The sequence below is a fragment of the Elizabethkingia sp. YR214 genome (genome assembly GCF_003058195.1).
Lineage (GTDB): Bacteria > Bacteroidota > Bacteroidia > Flavobacteriales > Weeksellaceae > Elizabethkingia.
In genome coordinates this window covers 573,366-592,283 of record NZ_QBUH01000002.1, presented here as the reverse complement: position 1 = coordinate 592,283, position 18,918 = coordinate 573,366, and the positions used below count along the sequence as shown (strand labels likewise).

Genomic DNA, 18,918 nt, shown 5'->3' with positions numbered 1-18,918 from the left:
TCTATAATATTTCTTCCGGATCGAGAACTAAACTTTTTTCTGGCTAATTATTGTATCTATATAATTATACTATAAGGTAATGTGTGTAATTTTCTTTGATTAAAAATTAATAAAAATGGATTAATTCCTTTATTCATATATTTCTGTTTATATGCAAATAGCAGCTTATTATAAAGCTGCTATTTGTTTTTTTAATTAAAATATTTGTAATTTAAAGTAGTTCCTTTAGTTTAAACTTTACAGTTTTGATCTTATTATCACTGTCCTTGTATTTGATTATTACTTTTTTATTTTTTTGCTTCAGTAATTGCCTATATGTTTCAATATCATTACTTACAATATTATTGATAGATATAATTTTCTGGTCTTCTTTCAACCCTTTTTTATAAGCATCTGTATTTTCCATAATACTGGATATTCTGATTTCATTTCTATCATCACTATACTTTAAAGATATAGGACTAATTGGCATTTCAAATTCGTTATGAAAAAGAGAGTTAGGCTTTAGATAAAGTTTTTTATTTTTATAATCCAATATAAAGTTGAATCTGTTAATAATTTCGCTACCCAATATACCTAGCAGACCATTCTCAGAACTCACACCTTGCTTATCCGAAGAGAACAAAATGCCTAAATTTTTATGTTCAATTCTAGTATTACCCAGTTGGATACTTTCAATAAGACCTTTACTGTAATTTGTTTTATTGCTCAGATTACTACTGCTGTATGTTATTTTTCTACTCATCTTGCTTAGTAGATTATTTTTCTCCTTGTAAGGAGCATTTACCAGAAGAGAAAGTGATGCGCCACTGTCAAATAGGATGTCGCCTGAAAATTTTTCTTTATTTTTTAATTCAAACGTGATGGGAAATCTAGGTATTCCCCCCGAATAAAATTCAAAGTCAATCTTTTCATATCCTGTATTGTCCAGAGGTTCACCGAATTTATATAAATACATTGTATGTGTTTCAAAATCAAATTTCGTAAGATATTTCTTCAGAATTGCAGCGCCAATAATTCCATCGAAATTCCTATCATATAATGTACTGAGTCTTGACAAATCATCAAATACAATGTTAGTTTCTACATGGTTATTCCTGTCCAGAAATATTTTTTGATTTGTCAATACATCATAGACTTTTTTCCCACCAGCTCCGGCTACTTCTGTTTTATGATTTGCCTTAAGGTTATATTTATCGGCCATTTTCTTATCTAACAATGTAGTAGCAGCCCCTGTATCGAAAAAGAAAACCAGGCTGTCTTTCTGGTTTTCCATGGGCAGTTTTATAAATATAGATTTGTTGTCCTTTGATAGTTCGAAAGGAAGCTTTACTTCTTGTGCCGATGTAATAAGGGCGAATAGAAGAGTAAACAAAAGCCCTGTGTTTTTTAATACTGATTTCATAATTCTTTTTTTATCACTGCAAATTTTTGATAAAAACAGGAATATCTTAGTTATCCAATAGTTATCTAGTGTTAAATAATGTTATCAGATTATTTTATTACAACTCATAATATGTAATTTCGGTGTATAGAAATACAAATTTCATGTATAACTTTTTTATTCATTTTGGGAAGCAGCTTTTAATATTGACTGTAGTTGTCGTCTTTACCTTTCAGGGTTATTGGCTATGGAATACTTTTCAGACCAAGAAGCAAGAGTTGCTGGATCAGACAAAGGTAGAAATGCAACAAATCCTACTTAATAAACTGATGGACGAACTTGCAAAAAATCCAGGGATTAAATCTGCTCTTGGGAAACAGGATGGTTCTGTAAAGGAGAGCTATAAAACAAATAAAAATGCAGAGGTTATTGTTTTAGAATCTAGTAATTTGAAAAATTCTGAGCAGATAAAAAAGTTTAATGTTCCGGACCTGAAAATCGATAGTCTGCTCTATTCTTCAATAAAGAAATCTATGCCGGTCCTATTTAGATACGGAGATATTATTGTTTATAATAAAGCTAAACAAGTTATAAGTACATATCCCACAGGGCAGACTGTTTATACAGAAAATACAACAGAAGAGGTTAATAAATTGTATGGCAAAGGAACCTTTAGTATTCATATTAAGAACTTATTTGCCACTACTATCTATTCTATATCATGGGCAATTTTGTTTTCCGTATTCTATATGATTCTTTTTATTGGGACACTTTTTATTATATACCGCAATTTGTTGCTTAATCAGAGACTCCTGAGAAATAAAGAAGTGTTTACCCGCAATATGACACATGAGCTTAAAATTCCTGTGTCTACGATATTGATTGCAGCCGAAGGTCTGGAAAAATATAATATTACAAACGAACCTGAAGGTGCAAAAAAATATGCCCATATTATTCAGCGAGCAGCCAATAAACTTTCTTCTCTGGTAGAAGCAATCCTGCAAAATGCCAGAGCGGATGAAGCTACAGGGAAAATTGATCTGAATTCTGTAAATTTATTGTCCTTATTACATGAAGTTCAGGATAGCCTTTCGGTTATTACAGAAGATAAACAGGCAGAGATAAGGTTGATGGATATTAATGAGAATATTAATATAAAAGGCAATTACGAACAGCTAAAACAGATATTTACCAATCTGTATGATAATTCTCTGAAATATTCTGATAAAAAGCCTGTCATAAGTGTTTTGGCAGTTAAAAAGAATAATCGGATTATCATAACCATACAAGATAACGGTATTGGTATTCCCCGGAAATATGAAAAAGAAATTTTTGAGCCATATTTCAGAATTATGAATAATGATTTGCATGATGTGAAAGGATTTGGTCTGGGATTAAGTTTTGTAAAGAGTTCGTTAAAAAAGCAGAACGGAAATATTCGTTTGTTGCATACTACACCGGAAGGCACAACTATAGAATTAAATATCCCATCGTATGAATAATAAAGTCAGAATATTATATTTAGAAGACGATACTGATCTGGGGGAACTAACCTACGAATTTCTGAAGAGAGAAGGGTTTATTGTAAAATGGGTCAATAATGGAGAGGAAGGACTTTTGGCGATACAAAATCAGGATTTTGATATTGTAATCGCAGATATTATGATGCCAAAGTTAGATGGTTATTCTTTTTTGAAAGTGATAAGAGAGCAAGGTAATACTATTCCGTTGATTCTTCTTTCTGCACGTGTATTAACAGAGGATGTATTAAAAGGCTTCTCTATAGGTGCAGATGATTATATGCGCAAGCCTTTTAGTATTGAAGAGCTTGTGGCCAGAATCAACAGACTGTTTAAAAATATAAAAGCTACAGCAGTACCAATCATAAAGCCCGTGAAAATTGGTGATTACGAATACAACCCCTACACGCTTAAACTAAAGTATAAGGATGAGTATTTTAATCTTTCTCCAAAATCCGGAGAAATTCTCCACAGACTGGCTACAGGTGAAAATGGAATGTTATTTCGGGATAAAACCCTTATAGACCTTTGGGGAGATGATAATTTCTTCAACGGACGTAGTCTGGATGTCTTCATTTCCAAGTTGCGTAAACTGTTGTCGAAAGATCCTCGGATTAATATTTTAAATGTCAGGTCAGTTGGTTACCGACTGATTATTACATAGTTGATATAGTATAATATATATTATAAAAGCCTCACAAACTTATGATTTGTGAGGCCATATTTTTACAGAACAGGTTTTCTGAAATTTTGCATCGTGAGTATGCCTAATAATAAACTAAAAATAAATAAAGGCCCGAGCATCGCCCACCAGTTGGGCTGAAAATCTTCATGATAGTGCTCCGGCTGAAAGGAATCCCAGTTTAGATTATTTACTGGTTCATTGGCAAAAATTTTAGGATAGAAATAAAGCCGCATTTTCTCATGAAACTTACCTGTGGCCTGCATAAACTTTAACTGATTGCTAAGCCCCGAATGGGTAAGATCATTGAACTGAAACTGGGTATGTAATCCCGGAATGAAAAAAGAGAGACTCCGGCTCATTTTTTCACGTTTCCATAATTTATGAACCAACTGATCAGACTGTGCTTTGGATTCATCATCACCCATTTGCTGCATAGCATAATACCATAGCCAATTAAAGCTCTCCTTTGGATATCCGAAAGAAGAAAACTGAGGATAATGTTTATAGAATTTCTCCATAGTAGCTTTTTTATCTGTGTCCCATTTTGCATGATAGCCTTCTCTTTGCTCTATTACTGTATCCAATGCTTCCGGCAGCGGATATCTGTTTATAATAAAATTATTCAGAAGTGCAGGCAATACAATAATTAGTATAATCCAGAATGAAAGCAGGCTTGCCGCATTGATACTGGAATTCTTTTTCATAGATACAATCCAGAAGCTTAGAGTGAACCAAAAACTCAGATAGAACAAAGACACTGAAATAAAACCAAAAAATGCTGTATTAAAATCCAGATCAAGAATTATGAATGCCAGAATCATTAAAACCATAAATACTCCAATAACTGAAATAAACCGTACGAGTAACTTCTGGAAAAGAATCTTCATTGGCTTTGCAGACTGTACAGATACCAATACCCAGGTACTCTCCTCTTTCTCTTCAGATAGCAGATTATAACAGAAAGAAATAATTACTAACGGGAACAGGAATATTATAACAAAACCCAAGTCCAGATTTCCAAAAAGCAGACTTACAGGATTGTTGAGATCGGTATCATATTTCTGACCTTCAAGATTTCTAATCGTTAGGCTTTGTACAGATGGATTAATATCACGTTGTCCTACAGAAAGAGCATTTAAATTATCTGTATTATTTACCAGCCCAAACTTCAGGTAATATAGCAGTAAACCTGCTTCTTTGTCAAAATATTTGACATAGCGCTGTATATGATCCTGCTGATATTTGGCCGTATGTTCAATATTGTTTTCTTGCTTGTCTATAAACTGTTTACCAATATAGATGCTTACCATACCTGATAATAGTAAAAAAGCCAATCCAAGGTAAGCTGACCGGGAGCGGAAGAAGTTTTTAAATAATAATAGGTACATAGCTTAGTATATTTTTATTTTTTTAGATATAACATGAATCAAAAATAAGAGGCCTACTCCCCAGATAATAAGAGATAGTATGGCACTTATTTCATTTTTGAACAGATCCCTTTGTCCGATAAACCGATACCTGAAATCAGGCATTTCTTTCCAATGATCCTTGCTTATAGTGTAAGGCTTATCTATTGCTCCCTGCTTTTTGTTACTGATATTTTCCATTTGCAGTTTATTCATTAGTTGGGCTAGCTTATAGCGATATTCTTCGACCTGCTCCTGATAGCTGACATACGAATTGAAATCTGAACCGGTAAGTGCCATCGAGAGATTTCGAATGGCCAAAAACGGGTTGATAAATGAGAGATAAGTACTTACATTATTTTGATTTTCGTAGATATGTAGCTGCTCATTCCAGTATTTATTATAGATCCCGGCACTTATTTTTTCACCCTCTGCCATAATATAGCCACTGTAATTAAAGGGTAACTCCTCTACTGTGGCTACTTTATAAGTTTTTAGCAAAGAATCTTTTATTCCTTTATAGTGTATATCATCGGGATTATGGCTGTCTCCGGCTTTTATCAGCTCACTTTCCACCCGTGTATCAAAGTCTATTTTGGAAGGCGCCGGATGTGTATAGCTTCCAAATGCTTGCGCTGCTCTTGGCATAATCACAATAAATAAAAGCCAGATACTGATTAACTTTATTAAAGATGATTTTGATGTTTTACTTGTAGCCGAAACCAGCACACAAACCAGACATATAATAAAGAAATAACCAAAATAACTAAGGATAATCCATGATAACCGTGTTACCTCATCTATACTAACTTTGAAGCCAGTTAGAGATAGCCAGAAAATTACTGAAACTATAATTACAGGAAAGTACAGGAGGCTGGCTATAGACAATAATCCCAACATTTTTCCAGTCAAAAGTTCTTTCCATTTTACCCCCTGACTCAGAAGTACTTTCAGGGTGTTGTTTTCCCTTTCTGCAGAGATACAGCTAAACCCAAGGAAAAAGATAAATAATGGAACCAGAATTTGAAGGATCATTGCAATACTGATTTCTCCAAACCGTAACATTCCCGATGAAAACCCGGCTTCCGAAAAGTTTGCTGTATTTTGTTTATGAGCTTCCAGAAATACAGAATTTCCGGTATAACGTTCTAGGCCTGAATCAAAAAAGCTTAACGGATATCTTGGACGGAAAATCAGATAGCCATAATGGGCCATCCTGTGTGGATGTTTATCTGGTTTGCTTTCCCATTGCTGACGTACTTCATGCTGATGTTCAGTTCTTATTTCCTCCTGTACCGAATAGTTTTTCCAGCCCGTATAAGCTGCAAATACAAATAAGCAAATAAGTAAAATGAGCAGAAAGAGGATTCCTTTATTTTGTAATGACTGTTTCCATACTTGTCCGGAAATCAGCCGAATGATATTTTTTCTCATATAAACAAGATTTAGAATTTATAGGTTGCGGTAAGCATTGCATTTCTGGGCGCTCCGGGGAAGAGTCTCAGATAATTCTGTGCTCCCAACCAATAGGTTTTGTTAAATAGATTATTGACATTCAGAGCCATCTCCAGATGTCCTTGTTTTGGAGTGTAATAGATTGCAGCATCTAGTAGTGTATAATCCGGAACTAAAAACGAACGGTTATACATCGGGACTTTATTTCCACTGTACTGAATACCGAATCCAATAGCAAAATCCTTCATGATACTATTCTGACTAAAACTGTATTTCTGCCATATATTGGCACTATGAACTGGCGTATTTTGCTTTCTGGCACCTACTAATGCAGGATTGGTATCTTCCACAATTTTGGCATCATTATAACCATATGTAGCATAAACCTGCCAGTTTGGTAGAATATAACCGATAATATCCATTTCGAATCCTCTGCTCCTCTCCTTTCCTCTTGTGACTAATAAATCAGGATTTGAAGGATCATTGGCATTTAGCAGAATGTTTTTCTGGATAATCTCATATATTGCCAGATCGACATGAATTTTCTTATTGAAAAAATCTGCTTTCATCCCGACTTCCTTAGAATTGCTTATCAATGGCTGGAAAGCACGTCCGGATGGAATTGTTATCGGAGCTAAAGAAGCTGTATTGGATTGCGGCTGAAAGCCTTCGATATAAGAAGCATATACATTTATTTTATCATTCACGGTATAGGTTAGTCCTATTCTTGGGATCAGTTTTGAATCTTTTACAACAATTTCATTGTTCTCTTTGTAATTTGTTACATCCTGAAACCATTCCTGTCGAAGGCTCAGAAATAAATTGAACCGGTTCCATTTGATCTGATCCTGCAGATAAAGACCTCCGGAACTAATTAATGCGGGTGGTAAAGCTGCCTTGGCAAATATATATTCGCTTGTATTTTTTATATTATATACAGGGTTCGCCAGATTGAAGTGTTCTACATTTGGCTTTGGCATTGTGATACCATCTACAGTAATCATTTGATAGGCATCAGCATTCTTTGGATCGTAAGACGATGCTGTTTTTCCATTGGTCAGCAGATATCCCCTTGCTGTATTTTGTGCTCCGCCTTTGTGTTTATGAGTGCTGAGGTAATCATAACCTGCCAGAATCTTATGTTGCAGGGGACCAGTTTTTACATCAAATGTCAGATAAGTATTCAGATTATCAGTATTCCAGAACTGATCGCGCTGTACCATCTGCATTGCAGCAAGTGTTGGAATAGGTTTATTATCCTTATCTACTGCAAAAGCATTGGTTGTTCTGTGTTCCTGTAAATCTTCTTTCCAGGTTTGCTTCATATAAGAAGCATTGATACTAATCTTATCGGTAAGCTTATGTGTGAAATTGGACATAATGATTAGTTCCCTCGATTTGAAATAATCGTCTACTGCACCCAGATTAAAACTTATAGGTGTACTGCGGAGATCTGTAGCTCCATCTTTTGCCCCAAAGATAGGCTGTCCCCTGTCTATTCTTCCATTAGAATCATTGTAGATCATCTCTACATTAATGGCTGTCTTATCATTTGGGATATAAGAAAAGGATGGAGATATCAATATTGCTTTTTGAGACTGTAGGTCTCTGAAGCTTTTTGCTTCCGTATAAGCAGCATTAAAACGATATAATAATGTTTTATCCTGATCCAAAGGTCCGGTAAAATCCATTGTTCCTCTTATGGTACTAAAACTGCCTGCACTTATACTTACCTCTCTCCTTGTTGTTTTTAATGGTTTCTTCGTAATCAGGACAATACTTCCTCCCGGATCTACACTTCCCATAGTAGCACTTGCCGGTCCTTTTATTACTTCTATCTTTTCCAGATTACTGGTAATAGGCTGTATAAAATAATACTGTCGGGTACGCATACCATTGATAATGGTTCCTTCTTCATTCTGTGCAATACCGCGGATACTAAACTGGTTATAGTAACTAATAGGTGTTACACTACTTGCCATCTTTACCGCATCTCCCAACTGATAAGCCTGTTTATCGGCCATTAACTCTTTACTTACAGTTGAAATGGAAAGCGGAATATCCTTATTGTCTGCAGCGATCTTAGTCGCAGTGAAAGAGTAATCACTATAATACTTTTTGGAAGAACGTCCCAAGATTTCAACATTTTGTATTTCGTTTGCCTGTCTGAAAAGTTGTATAAATATTTTAGGTGTTGTACTGTCTATTTTTATTTGATGGTTATAACTATCATATGCCTTTGCATTGGCTTTAATATGATATAAGCCTGGCAGGATTCCGGTCATAATAAAGTTCCCCTCCCGATTGGTAGTTGTTTTATATTCTCCTTCTTTATTTTTGATGATGATGTGTACGTTACCAATCTTCTTTCCATCCTGGCCCGTGACCTCTCCCGAAAAATTTTCTTGTGCGCAGATCTTCACACTGGATATTACCAGTGTGGCTGCTATATATAAATACTTCATGTATGCCGGCTTTAGATTGTTTCCAGATAGATTTTCTGTAATTCACTTGCCGTAACAGACTTAGCATCTATTGTATGAACTAATGATCCCTGCTTCATTATTCCTATTCTGGTACCTACGTTTACCGCATTGAAGATATCGTGGGTTGCCATTACAATGGTTTTACCCTGTGCAACAAATTCTTTACAAATTCGGGTAAACTCTGCTGTTGCTTTTGGATCCAGCCCGGAGGTGGGTTCGTCCATCAGGATAACATCGGCATCTTTAGCTATTGCAATGGCAATCGCTACTTTCTGGCGCATTCCTTTAGAATAGGCAGAGAGTCTTTTATGGTGTGCAGATTCCTGTAAGCTGGTTCTTTTCAGAAATTCTGTAAGCTGCTCTTTCGAATAATTAAAACCAGCCATTTTACTAAAGAAATCCAGATTCTCTATTCCTGTAAGGTTAGGATACAGCTGAACTACTTCGGGGATATAGGCAATGTATTTTTTAGTCCATTCATCGTTGAGGTGTACTTCAGCTCCATTGATCAAAGCTTTTCCGGAAGTTGCTTCCAGAAAACCTAAGAAAATATTAATTGTTGTGGTTTTGCCGGCACCGTTTTGTCCCAGCAGACAGAAAACTTCTCCTTTTTCTACGGATATATTAAGATTGCTTAGTGCAGTTACATTATTGTACTGCTTACTAAGCGCTATTGCTTGTAATACTGACATCGAAAATATTATTATGTCTCCTCTGTGTATATACTGATAACCTAATAAGCTGATACTTGAGGTAAAAGCTTTAAAAGTCAGTATAAACAGCGGATGTGTTATATAAATAAGAATTGTAGTCAGCAGGATATGCTGACGTTATTTATTTGAATATCATAATAATACCGGCGGGCCTCTTACAGCTAAAGAAAAGAATTTTGAGAAAGAAAATTCCGGAATGAAAGATGATATTTTGCCACTAATTTTTCCGGAATAGAAATCCGGAATAAGAACAGCTTTATTACCCTCTTCTCCAATAAGCTTATGATGACAAATAGGGCACTTACCATCACATGAAGATGCTGCTTTTTTTAGATTTGCATCACCATGTTTTGCTGGATGCTGAATTCCATTGGTGTCGAAGTTATGGAAGAGATGGTTGTGTAAGTATTCTGCCGGAGAAACAGCAAAGGCATATATAGCTATAAAAATAGCGGTCAGAAAATTCTTATAATGCCTGCTTACCTTCAACTCTTGGGGTTTGTTATCCGTTAATGGATGATTAGAGATTTCAATTTTACAAATTTAAGAGGGATATACCAAATTAAATTTCATTATTGCAAATATTAGCAAAATTGCATGATATTGCAAATGTAAAATTTGTGCAATGGAAATAACCAGAAAACTCTCGAATGCTAAGAAGGCAACTCAATTTATTTTTTTTACGTGTGGACTGGGTATTTCGAGCTGGGCTCCAATGGTTCCTTATGTAAAAGACCGTTTGGTACTTAATGAAGCCGATCTTGGTTTTCTGCTTCTTTTATTAGGATTAGGTGCTATTGCTATGATGCCTGTATCAGGTATTTTAATGAATAAGATAGGAAGCCGTAAAGTGATTGTTGCAAGTACATTTCTTGTCGCTCTTTCAATGCCGTTTTTAGTTATAATTCCTTCGTTTATAGGAATGGCTGTTGTGCTTTTTCTCTTTGGCTGTGGTATCGGAACTGTAGATGTTGCAATGAATGCTCATGGCGTTCAGGTTCAGAATTTATATGGGCGACCAATCATGTCATCTCTGCATGGATTATTCAGTGTAGGTGGACTTTTGGGACCGTTAATCATAGGATTCCTGATGAAGTCTGGTTTGGAGCCTCTATATGCAGCCATTGCCATTGCTTTATTACTAATTATTCTGGCGGTAAGTCAGTATAAATACTTATTTGATTCTGATTTTGAAAAAGAAACAATCAACCAATTTACTCAGGCTACAGAAGGGAAATCACTAAACAAAAACAAATTCCAATGGCTAAACGGAAGTATATTATTATTGGGCTTTATGTGCTTTTCTACTTTTTTATCGGAAGGAGCAATGCTGGACTGGAGTGCTGTTTTCCTTAGAGATTTAAAGGATATCACACCTGAATTTGCAGGAGCAGGATATGCTGCCTTTTCTATAGCAATGGCTGTAATGCGATTATTAGGTGACAGAATAGTAAGTAAACTGAATAGTAAAACTGTTGTTACGGGTGGCGGACTTGTAGCTGTAACAGGTGTAATTCTTATTATAGCAGGCTCTTTGCCCATAAGTATTTTAGGTTTTATATTACTGGGTACAGGTGCGGCAAATATAGTCCCGATATTCTTTAGTGAAGGTGGTAAAATTCCGGGAGTTTCTCCAACAACAAGTATTTCTGCTATTACAACCATGGGCTATGCAGGACAATTAGCTGGTCCCGCATTATTAGGCTATATTGCACATCTGTTTTCACTACAGATTGCTTTTGGACTTATTGCCTTCTTATTGCTTGCAGTAGCCGTGATATATGGACTTAAAAAAAATATATAATCTGAAATATTATTATGCTTAAAGAAGAACGTTTTGAAATAATATTAAACAAACTGAAGCAAGAGACAACTTCTACTTATGAGGCTTTAGCATCATTAATGTCGGTTTCGGAAGATACTATAAGGCGAGATATAGATTACCTATACAAAAATGGACTTCTATCCAAAGTGAGAGGCGGTGCAATGTTGAGAAGCAAAGATCCGATGTCATTTCAGGAAAGGTCATCTCATTCTGTAACTGAAAAGAATATTATTGCATTAAAAGCTCAGAAATTTATTAAAAACGGGATGACTGTTTTTATGGATGGTGGGACAACGATCTATGCGATTGCAAATAGTTTACCCGCTAATATTGCTTTACGTGTGATTACTAATAATGTAGAATTGCTCCCTATTCTAAGACAATTTAAAAATATAGAATTGATTTTTCTCGGAGGTATTTACGATCAGGATACAGCAACAACAACTGGTTCAGATACGTGCTTTCAGGCTTCACAATATATAGCCGACTTGTATTTGATGGGTACCTGTGCAATAGATTCTGAGTTCGGAATTTCTGCCACTTTTAAAACAGATGCTGAGGTGAAAAAAACAATGCTTGGTTTGGCAAAGCAAACAATAGCTTTGGTTAATCATAATAAACTTCGGAATACAGAACCATTTAAAGTGGCTAACAATGATAAGATAGATGTCCTTATTACCGATTTATCCAGTGATAATAAAGAACTGGATGAATTTAGAGACTTGAACATTCAGCTTGTATAAATAAAAGCACTGCAGGCTAAAGGTGCTTGCAATGCTTTCTTAGATATTTCAATTGTTTAGAGTAGTGTATTATACCAATTCTCTTTTATAAATATGAATTGGATTATCCAGCATCCCTACAAACTGTAAACTATTAATTGGATCTTCCAGGTTTACCATTTGTTTATTGTTTTTTATTTGTAAACGGTTCAAACAGCATCTTTTAAATTGTGGCTCGAATATATCGTATTTTTCAAACTTCTCTTTCAGATGGGGTCTCTCTTCCTGATACGTTATAATCTTATCGGCAACCAGTCTCCAGAAATCTTCATCTTTGAAGTCTGCCTGATCATGGAGAAGAGCAGATAAATACCTCAGGAAACAATCGAATACATCAGTGAAAATATAAGTAAGTTTAAAATCGTCCGGAACTTTTATACCAATACGGCTGGTTTCACCCGGAAGTTTGATATCTCCGTTTAGTACTGCAATCTCTTCTGCTATATCTTTCATAATAATCTTCACCGGAGTATAATTTTCCATAATCAGGATCAGATTCTCACCGTGTGGCATGTATACAAGGTCGTATTCATAGAAGCTGTGTATTAAAGGCATCAGATAGAGATCAAGGTACTTACTTACCCATTCTTCTGCTGTAAGGCCTGATTTTTCAATCAATTCAGCGGCCAGAGAATAACCATTATTATCGAGATGAAGCAGAGCAGCCATTGTCATAAGACGTTGATTTTCGTTGATAAAAGGCATTGGGCTTTCCCGCCATAATGCTGCCAGCATTTTGGTATAAGGTGTATTATTATTCTGAAGTGCCTTTTCATAATATTCACTTCGGTAACCTATTGCTGCTAATTCTTTCAGAATAATAAAGCCTTTTTCTTGAAGATATGCATCGCTTTTTACCAGATCATCTACCCACTGATTAATAGCCGGAGTAGCTTTCATATAATAAGGTGAAAGTCCTCTCATAAAGCCCATGTTAAGCACAGACATAGCTGTTTTTACATAAAATTTATCAGGGTTGCTCGTATTGAAAAAAGTACGGATAGACTGTTGTGCACGGTATAAGTCTTCTGCTTCACCAAGTAATACAATATTTTGCAAGGCTATTTCGGAAGAGAAAGTCGGATTCATTTTATTATACCATTGCCATGGATGGATAGGCATGTAATAAAATTCTTCGGCATCAAGATCCAGATCTTTTAGCTTTTGACTGAATTTCACTAATGTCTCGGGCGAAAGTTCCTGATTCATCAGTTTGTCATAACTAAGGCTTTCCACAGTTGAAAAATTGCAACGATCCTTTTTTACAGCAATCCATAACAAACGAAGTTCATTCTGTGATTCTGGAGCATATTTGTAATAGTCATCTGCATCGAAGCCTATTCTCCCATTGTTGGCAATAAAAGTAGGATGTCCGGTTGTCGAGCCTTCTATAGTCTGGTAGTCTGCATCTGCCAGAATACAAGAATTATTCTCACGATTCATTACCTGTGCTCTGGCATATAATGTACTGATTAGTTCCTCTATGTAAACCGGAAGAATCTCTTTAGAAAATTCCAATTCTTCTTTGAAATCTACGATGAGGTGTATAAGATCTAACGGAACTTCTTTTCCGTTATGCGTCTTTTTTATTGAATGTACATCTATAGACCAATGATCCAATATCCGCTTCTGTGCTTTGAAGGTATAAATTACTTCTCCTTCTGCATGTTGAGCAGGAAGCTGGTAGTAACCCCATCCATCCTTTTCATATATTAGTTGCGGGTTAATAATCATTTCATGGGCAAACTCAGCCAAGGCTTTCTGAATAAGATATAGATTTGCCTTTGCCCAACTTTCCGGGGTAAGGTGTTCTATTGTTTTTTCGGGACTTATTATTTGGTTCATATTATTTGATTTTGTAGGGCGTTTCTAAATTGTTCTCTGGTGCAAAACTCCAGATATGCTTCTTTTTCCAGTAGTTGTATTTTTTTGTAGCGTGTAAACCCGGCTTTTCGGTTTAGTTTGTGAACTTTCTCATTTCTGACATCAGGCTCTACTACAACACGTTGAATTCTATGATCAGAGAATAAAAACTCCATGATGGTCTGAAATACACTCCATGTAAAAGATTTTATTTTTTTGCCTGGTGGTGCTACCAATATGTGCATACCACAATCTGAATCTTCAACGTTGTAAAATTTGCTCAGGACATGTTTTGGATGATAGCATTCCAGTAAAAAGCATGGTTCACCTTCAAAATACCCCATACAGATGTAATAATCCTTTTGTGCTAAAAGATATTCATAGGCTTCATAGACTTGCTCTGTAGTTGTATCAAGCATTTGCCAGTATTCAGCATATTCCTGATTTACCCAGTTATGAATAACAGGAACATGCTCGTCCAGATCCAGAGGAAAAAGTTCAAAGTTGCCTAATCCTTCTATATTTTTGGAAAAACAGGTTTTACTTTGAAATACTGGTCTCATATTGTTGTGCTTTGGTTAGGTTTTCATATACTCCGAATTTCTGGAACGCAATCTGCTGTTCCACGTGATAAACATCCCTGCCGGTAATCTCTCTCAGGATATAGGAATTTCTGTAGCATCCCATGCCTAAATCTGGTGTTACAAAACCATGAGTTTCCAACTCGGCATTCTGAACAAAAATCTCATTAGCATTTTTATCAATACTGTAATTACGCTGTACATTGAATTTCTCGGTGGATTTCCAATCTATTCGATCATTAATCCCATCTAAGAAAGCTGGCAGCCGGTATTTGTAACCTGTACAAAGCACCAATCCGTCGGTTTCAAGATGGAAACTTTCCTCCTGCTCGGAATGATAGAATTCTAAATCAATAATCCCTTGCTTGGTGTATTTGGCACCAACACATTCTGAATTGGTTAAAAGATTGGTTTTGAAATCAGCAGTCAGCCTTTTGGTATAGAGCAAATCAAAAATATCATTGATCAGACTTTCGTTGATCCCTTTGTAAAGGGAATTTTGATTTTTTAATAAAGCTCTTCTCTTTTCAGCAGGAAGACTGTAGAAATAATCAACATATTCAGGAGAGGTTAGCTCCAGAGTAAGTTTGTTATATTCCATCTGGAAGAAATGGGTGGAACGTGTAATCCAGTTGAGTTCATATCCGTAAACATCTATTTCCTGTAACAGATCATAATATATTTCGGCAGCACTTTGACCACTTCCTATAATGGTAATTGCTTTTCGTGACTGGAGTTCTTTCTTTTTATAAAGATATTCAGATGAATGTGCTGCGAGATCTTTTACAGGGTGAAAAAATGAAGGCATATACGGAGTTGTTCCTGTACCCAGAACGATTTTTCTTGTTCTGTAACTCTCTACAGTATCTTCTGTTTTGTTGTATACTTTTACCAGATAATTTCCTTGTTCCTCATCGTACATAATATCTTCTACATTATGGCTGAATCGTAGGTTATCCAATTTTTCTATAGCCCACTGGCAGTACTGATTGTATTCATTCCTTAGCAGGTAGAAATTCTCACGGATATAGAAAGAATAGATTCTTCCTTTTTCCTTTATATAATTGAGGAAAGTAAATTCGCTGGTCGGATCAGCCATTGTTACCAGGTCGGCCATGAATGGTATCTGCAATGTTGTGTCCTGCATCATCATACCTGGATGCCAGTCGAAACGATCGCTGCGGTCGAAAAATAAAGTATTAAGATCTTTTACAGGGTTTGCAAGACAAGCCATACTGAGATTGAATGGGCCTATTCCTATTCCTATTATGTCATATATTTTTTCCTGGGTCATGATTTGGTGGTATTTTATATAAGGTTTTTAGATTGTTCCTCTCCTATTTCCTGGATCAGATTTATTATTTTTTGTATTTCATCAATTGTGGTCATGGGATTAAGAAGTGTAAACTTCAGGTAGAATTGTTTGTTGACCTTAGTTCCGGCTACCATCGCTTTGCCACTGTCGAAGACTGCCTGCTTTATTTTCTGATTTAGTTCTGTCAATCTGTCTTCAGGAAAACCCGGCGGAGCATATCGGAAAACCAGAGCACTGATTTCGGGGCTATTCAGAGTTTCGAAATTTTCATACTCATTTAGCAGATAATAAACTTCTTTTGTAAGGTCAATAATCTCATCTATATAGCTGCCTAGCTTTTCTTCTCCAACGGTTCTCAGGGTAAACCAGAATTTCAGCGCATCGAATCTTCTTGTCGTTTGCAACGATTTTTTTACCAGATTCGGGACACCCGAAGTTTCCTGATCTTTTGGATTGAGATAATCTGCGTAGTACTGAATGAAACTAACATTGTTATGATCACGCATCAAAAACATACTGGCACTTATTGGCTGAAAGAATGTTTTGTGCAAGTCAATAGTACAAGAGTCAGCGTTTTCCAAACCATTTAGTTTGCTACGGTGCTGATTGCTTAGTAATAAGCCACCACCGTATGCTGCATCTACATGGAACCACATTTCGTTTTCCTGAGCAATTCTGCCGATTTCCGGAAGCGGATCTATAGATCCAAAGTCTGTTGTTCCCGCTGTACCTACAATCGCAATAGGTAAGTTGCCTTTTCCTCTTTCTTCATACAGCAGTTCTTCCAGTTTTCGGATGTCCATTTTATAATCCTGATCTACCGGGACACTGATAATCGCATCTTTACCAAGTCCCAGTATGCTGGCTCCTTTATTTAAGCTAAAGTGACTTTTTTCTGAGCAGAATATTCTGAATTTTTTTGCTTCTGCAGGAAGACCATGCTGATCAGGTATGATATTATAATTTTTCTTGATATAGGCATCTCTTGCAATTAATAATGCCATTAGGTTGGACTGTGTTCCTCCGCTGGTAAAGACTCCGTCGAAGCCCCCAGGATACTTCATTTTTTTTCCCATCCATTCAATAAGGCGAAGTTCTATCGTCGTGGCACCAAGACTCTGATCCCAGGTATCCATTGAACTATTGATGGAACTGATAATCATCTCTGCTGCCAGTGTTGGAATTAATATTGGACAGTTAAGATGTGCGACATAAGAATTGTGGTGGAATGCAGTTGCATCATTGATGTAGATATCACATAATTCGGAAAGGCATTCTTTTACAGATATTGTTTCGCCGCTGTTAATATCTACAAGATTCATTTTGCTTTTATTACGCTGAACAGAAGTGTCTCCTAATGGCGTCTGTCGGGTTTGCAAAAAATTGGTGATAACCTCCAGTGTGTCTTGTACTGTTTTCTGGTAGTAGTTTATATTTTCGGGTGTCCCATGGAAGATATCCATGTATTCGGAGCTGCCCCCTTTCAATACCTTTCGATAAGGTACTGTTTCGAATTTTGTTTCCATAATGTCTGATTTGGTATAAAATTTATCAGACCAAATGTATGTTATTTTTATTTAATCTAAATTAATATAACATTATGATTTTTGTCATTCCGTTAATTTAAATATATCAATAAGTATAGAATTAAAGGCCTCTGAAAAGAGGCCTCTAACTAGGAATATGAATGAAAAGTAAGTAAATTATGTGATTCAGTTTTAGCTTCTAAAAGCTAAATTGTTTCGGATAATAGTATTGAGTGTTTCAACAGATGTTGCTGATCTGAAGCCGTCTTCCGGAGTATTAACTACGTAATCTACCAATTTCTCTATAGTGGAAGTAGCAACATGCAGACGGGTATCCGATGAGGCATAATAAATAAATACAGTACCATCATGGTTGGCAATCCAACCATTAGAAAATACTACATTGGAAACGTCACCTATACGTTCTTCAGCTTCCGGAGCCATAAAGTAACCTGCAGGCTTATGAATAACCTGTGTAATGTCGTCCAGGCTGGTCATAAACATATAGAGGACATAGCGCAGGCCTGCAGCCGTATTGCGCACACCATGAGCAAGATGCAGCCATCCTTTCTCTGTTTTTATTGGTGCCGGGCCTAATCCGTTTTTAGCTTCGTAAACGGTATGATATTTTTTCTGATCAATCAATACCTCTTCAGTGACTTCTGCACTCTCCATACTCTTGCTTAGTCCCAATCCTATTCCGCCACCAGTTCCGGCTTCTATAAAGCTATCCTGCGGGCGCGTATAGAATGCATACTGTCCATTTACAAATTCAGGATGCAGAACAACATTGCGTTGTTGAGCCGATTTTGTTTTTAAATCCGGTAAGCGTTCCCAGTCTTTTAAATCTTTAGTCCGTACAATACCACACTGTGCTATAGCAGCAGACTGATCACCCGGAATGGCTTCCGGATCTCTTCGCTCTGTACAGAATAATCCGTAAATCCAGCCATCTTCATGCTGTACAATGCGCATGTCATATATATTTGTATCTGGTATATCTGTTTCAGGGACTGTAATCGGATAATCCCAGAACCTGAAACCGTCCGTACCATTTCTACTTTCTGCCACTGCGAAAAAAGATTTTCTGTCATTTCCTTCCACTCTTGCAATCACAATATATTTGTCGTCCATCTTCAAAGCTCCGGCATTAAATACAGCATTTATACCGAAACGTTCCATCAGATAAGGGTTTGTAGATTCATTAAAATCATACTTCCAGAAAACGGGCGCATGATCTGCTGTCAGTATGGGATTTTCGTATCTGTCGTAGATACCGTTGCCCAAGGTTTGTTGTTTTATGTTTTCTTTTAAGATAAGGTTTTCATAGGCCTCGTTGAGGGCCTTTTTTCTTGTCTCGAAATATAAACTCATAGA

At 36.2% G+C, this 18,918-nt stretch carries 15 protein-coding genes; 4 read left to right on the top strand and 11 right to left on the bottom strand.

Annotated features, from left to right (window positions below):
* Nucleotides 1–211: 211 nt before the first annotated feature.
* The gene (locus C8J95_RS05875) at nt 212–1,405 is read right to left on the bottom strand and encodes an aspartyl protease family protein (protein WP_107809409.1); all 1,194 of its coding nucleotides are present in this window, start codon (nt 1,403–1,405) and stop codon (nt 212–214) included.
* Between the two features lie 143 nt (nt 1,406–1,548).
* Between C8J95_RS05875 and C8J95_RS05870 the strand changes: the two genes are divergently transcribed.
* Both C8J95_RS05870 and C8J95_RS05865 read left to right on the top strand, forming a co-directional pair.
* Entirely contained in the window at nt 1,549–2,886 is a 1,338-nt protein-coding gene (locus C8J95_RS05870) for a sensor histidine kinase KdpD (RefSeq protein WP_107809408.1), read from the top strand.
* On the top strand, nt 2,879–3,568 hold the full coding sequence (locus tag C8J95_RS05865) for a response regulator transcription factor (RefSeq protein ID WP_107809407.1): 690 nt from the start codon (nt 2,879–2,881) through the stop codon (nt 3,566–3,568). The genes C8J95_RS05870 and C8J95_RS05865 overlap by 8 nt, the downstream gene beginning before the upstream one ends.
* Nucleotides 3,569–3,630: 62 nt before the next feature.
* Here C8J95_RS05865 and C8J95_RS05860 read toward each other — a convergent pair whose 3' ends face one another.
* From C8J95_RS05860 to C8J95_RS05840, 5 genes are all read right to left on the bottom strand, one after another.
* Nucleotides 3,631–4,977, bottom strand: coding sequence for a DUF3526 domain-containing protein (locus C8J95_RS05860; RefSeq protein WP_107809406.1), 1,347 nt, complete (start codon nt 4,975–4,977; stop codon nt 3,631–3,633).
* Nucleotides 4,978–4,980: 3 nt separating this feature from the next.
* Nucleotides 4,981–6,429 carry a DUF3526 domain-containing protein gene (locus C8J95_RS05855; RefSeq protein ID WP_107809405.1) on the bottom strand — a complete coding sequence of 483 codons (1,449 nt, stop codon included), beginning with the start codon at nt 6,427–6,429 and terminating at the stop codon, nt 4,981–4,983.
* Between the two features lie 11 nt (nt 6,430–6,440).
* Entirely contained in the window at nt 6,441–8,915 is a 2,475-nt protein-coding gene (locus tag C8J95_RS05850; RefSeq protein ID WP_107809404.1) for a TonB-dependent receptor, read from the bottom strand.
* Between the two features lie 11 nt (nt 8,916–8,926).
* Nucleotides 8,927–9,628, bottom strand: coding sequence for an ABC transporter ATP-binding protein (locus tag C8J95_RS05845; protein WP_107809403.1), 702 nt, complete (start codon nt 9,626–9,628; stop codon nt 8,927–8,929).
* A gap of 153 nt (nt 9,629–9,781) precedes the next feature.
* The gene (locus tag C8J95_RS05840; protein ID WP_107809402.1) at nt 9,782–10,138 is read right to left on the bottom strand and encodes a hypothetical protein; all 357 of its coding nucleotides are present in this window, start codon (nt 10,136–10,138) and stop codon (nt 9,782–9,784) included.
* Between the two features lie 136 nt (nt 10,139–10,274).
* Between C8J95_RS05840 and C8J95_RS05835 the strand changes: the two genes are divergently transcribed.
* Both C8J95_RS05835 and C8J95_RS05830 read left to right on the top strand, forming a co-directional pair.
* On the top strand, nt 10,275–11,453 hold the full coding sequence (locus tag C8J95_RS05835; protein ID WP_107809401.1) for an MFS transporter: 1,179 nt from the start codon (nt 10,275–10,277) through the stop codon (nt 11,451–11,453).
* 14 nt (nt 11,454–11,467) lie between these two features.
* Entirely contained in the window at nt 11,468–12,217 is a 750-nt protein-coding gene (locus C8J95_RS05830) for a DeoR/GlpR family DNA-binding transcription regulator (protein ID WP_107809400.1), read from the top strand.
* A 69-nt stretch (nt 12,218–12,286) separates the two neighbouring features.
* On the opposite strand, the gene C8J95_RS05825 is transcribed toward C8J95_RS05830, so the two are convergent.
* The 5 genes from C8J95_RS05825 to C8J95_RS05805 all read right to left on the bottom strand — a co-directional run bounded on the left by C8J95_RS05825 (nt 12,287) and on the right by C8J95_RS05805 (nt 18,915).
* Complete coding sequence (locus C8J95_RS05825; protein WP_107809399.1) at nt 12,287–14,101, bottom strand: IucA/IucC family siderophore biosynthesis protein; 1,815 nt, start codon at nt 14,099–14,101, stop codon at nt 12,287–12,289.
* A complete protein-coding gene (locus tag C8J95_RS05820; protein ID WP_107809398.1) occupies nt 14,098–14,682 on the bottom strand; it encodes a GNAT family N-acetyltransferase in 585 nt (194 codons plus the stop codon). The genes C8J95_RS05825 and C8J95_RS05820 overlap by 4 nt, the downstream gene beginning before the upstream one ends.
* Nucleotides 14,660–15,994, bottom strand: a complete 1,335-nt coding sequence (locus C8J95_RS05815; RefSeq protein WP_107809397.1) for a lysine N(6)-hydroxylase/L-ornithine N(5)-oxygenase family protein — start codon at nt 15,992–15,994, stop codon at nt 14,660–14,662. The genes C8J95_RS05820 and C8J95_RS05815 overlap by 23 nt, the downstream gene beginning before the upstream one ends.
* Nucleotides 15,995–16,008: 14 nt before the next feature.
* Nucleotides 16,009–17,541: an aspartate aminotransferase family protein gene (locus C8J95_RS05810; RefSeq protein WP_107809396.1), complete on the bottom strand. Its 1,533-nt coding sequence runs from the start codon at nt 17,539–17,541 to the stop codon at nt 16,009–16,011.
* Nucleotides 17,542–17,733: 192 nt separating this feature from the next.
* Entirely contained in the window at nt 17,734–18,915 is a 1,182-nt protein-coding gene (locus C8J95_RS05805) for a glycosidase (RefSeq protein WP_107809395.1), read from the bottom strand.
* Between the last annotated feature and the right edge of the window lie 3 nt (nt 18,916–18,918).

Bases quoted from the DNA above. Each gene is read 5' to 3' on its own strand.
- C8J95_RS05875 (WP_107809409.1), bottom strand. From the start codon at position 1,405: ATGAAATCAGTATTAAAAAACACAGGGCTTTTGTTTACTCTTCTATTC.
- C8J95_RS05870 (WP_107809408.1), top strand. From the start codon at position 1,549: ATGTATAACTTTTTTATTCATTTTGGGAAGCAGCTTTTAATATTGACT.
- C8J95_RS05865 (WP_107809407.1), top strand. From the start codon at position 2,879: ATGAATAATAAAGTCAGAATATTATATTTAGAAGACGATACTGATCTG.
- C8J95_RS05860 (WP_107809406.1), bottom strand. From the start codon at position 4,977: ATGTACCTATTATTATTTAAAAACTTCTTCCGCTCCCGGTCAGCTTAC.
- C8J95_RS05855 (WP_107809405.1), bottom strand. From the start codon at position 6,429: ATGAGAAAAAATATCATTCGGCTGATTTCCGGACAAGTATGGAAACAG.
- C8J95_RS05850 (WP_107809404.1), bottom strand. From the start codon at position 8,915: ATGAAGTATTTATATATAGCAGCCACACTGGTAATATCCAGTGTGAAG.
- C8J95_RS05845 (WP_107809403.1), bottom strand. From the start codon at position 9,628: ATGTCAGTATTACAAGCAATAGCGCTTAGTAAGCAGTACAATAATGTA.
- C8J95_RS05835 (WP_107809401.1), top strand. From the start codon at position 10,275: ATGGAAATAACCAGAAAACTCTCGAATGCTAAGAAGGCAACTCAATTT.
- C8J95_RS05830 (WP_107809400.1), top strand. From the start codon at position 11,468: ATGCTTAAAGAAGAACGTTTTGAAATAATATTAAACAAACTGAAGCAA.
- C8J95_RS05825 (WP_107809399.1), bottom strand. From the start codon at position 14,101: ATGAACCAAATAATAAGTCCCGAAAAAACAATAGAACACCTTACCCCG.
- C8J95_RS05820 (WP_107809398.1), bottom strand. From the start codon at position 14,682: ATGAGACCAGTATTTCAAAGTAAAACCTGTTTTTCCAAAAATATAGAA.
- C8J95_RS05815 (WP_107809397.1), bottom strand. From the start codon at position 15,994: ATGACCCAGGAAAAAATATATGACATAATAGGAATAGGAATAGGCCCA.
- C8J95_RS05810 (WP_107809396.1), bottom strand. From the start codon at position 17,541: ATGGAAACAAAATTCGAAACAGTACCTTATCGAAAGGTATTGAAAGGG.
- C8J95_RS05805 (WP_107809395.1), bottom strand. From the start codon at position 18,915: ATGAGTTTATATTTCGAGACAAGAAAAAAGGCCCTCAACGAGGCCTAT.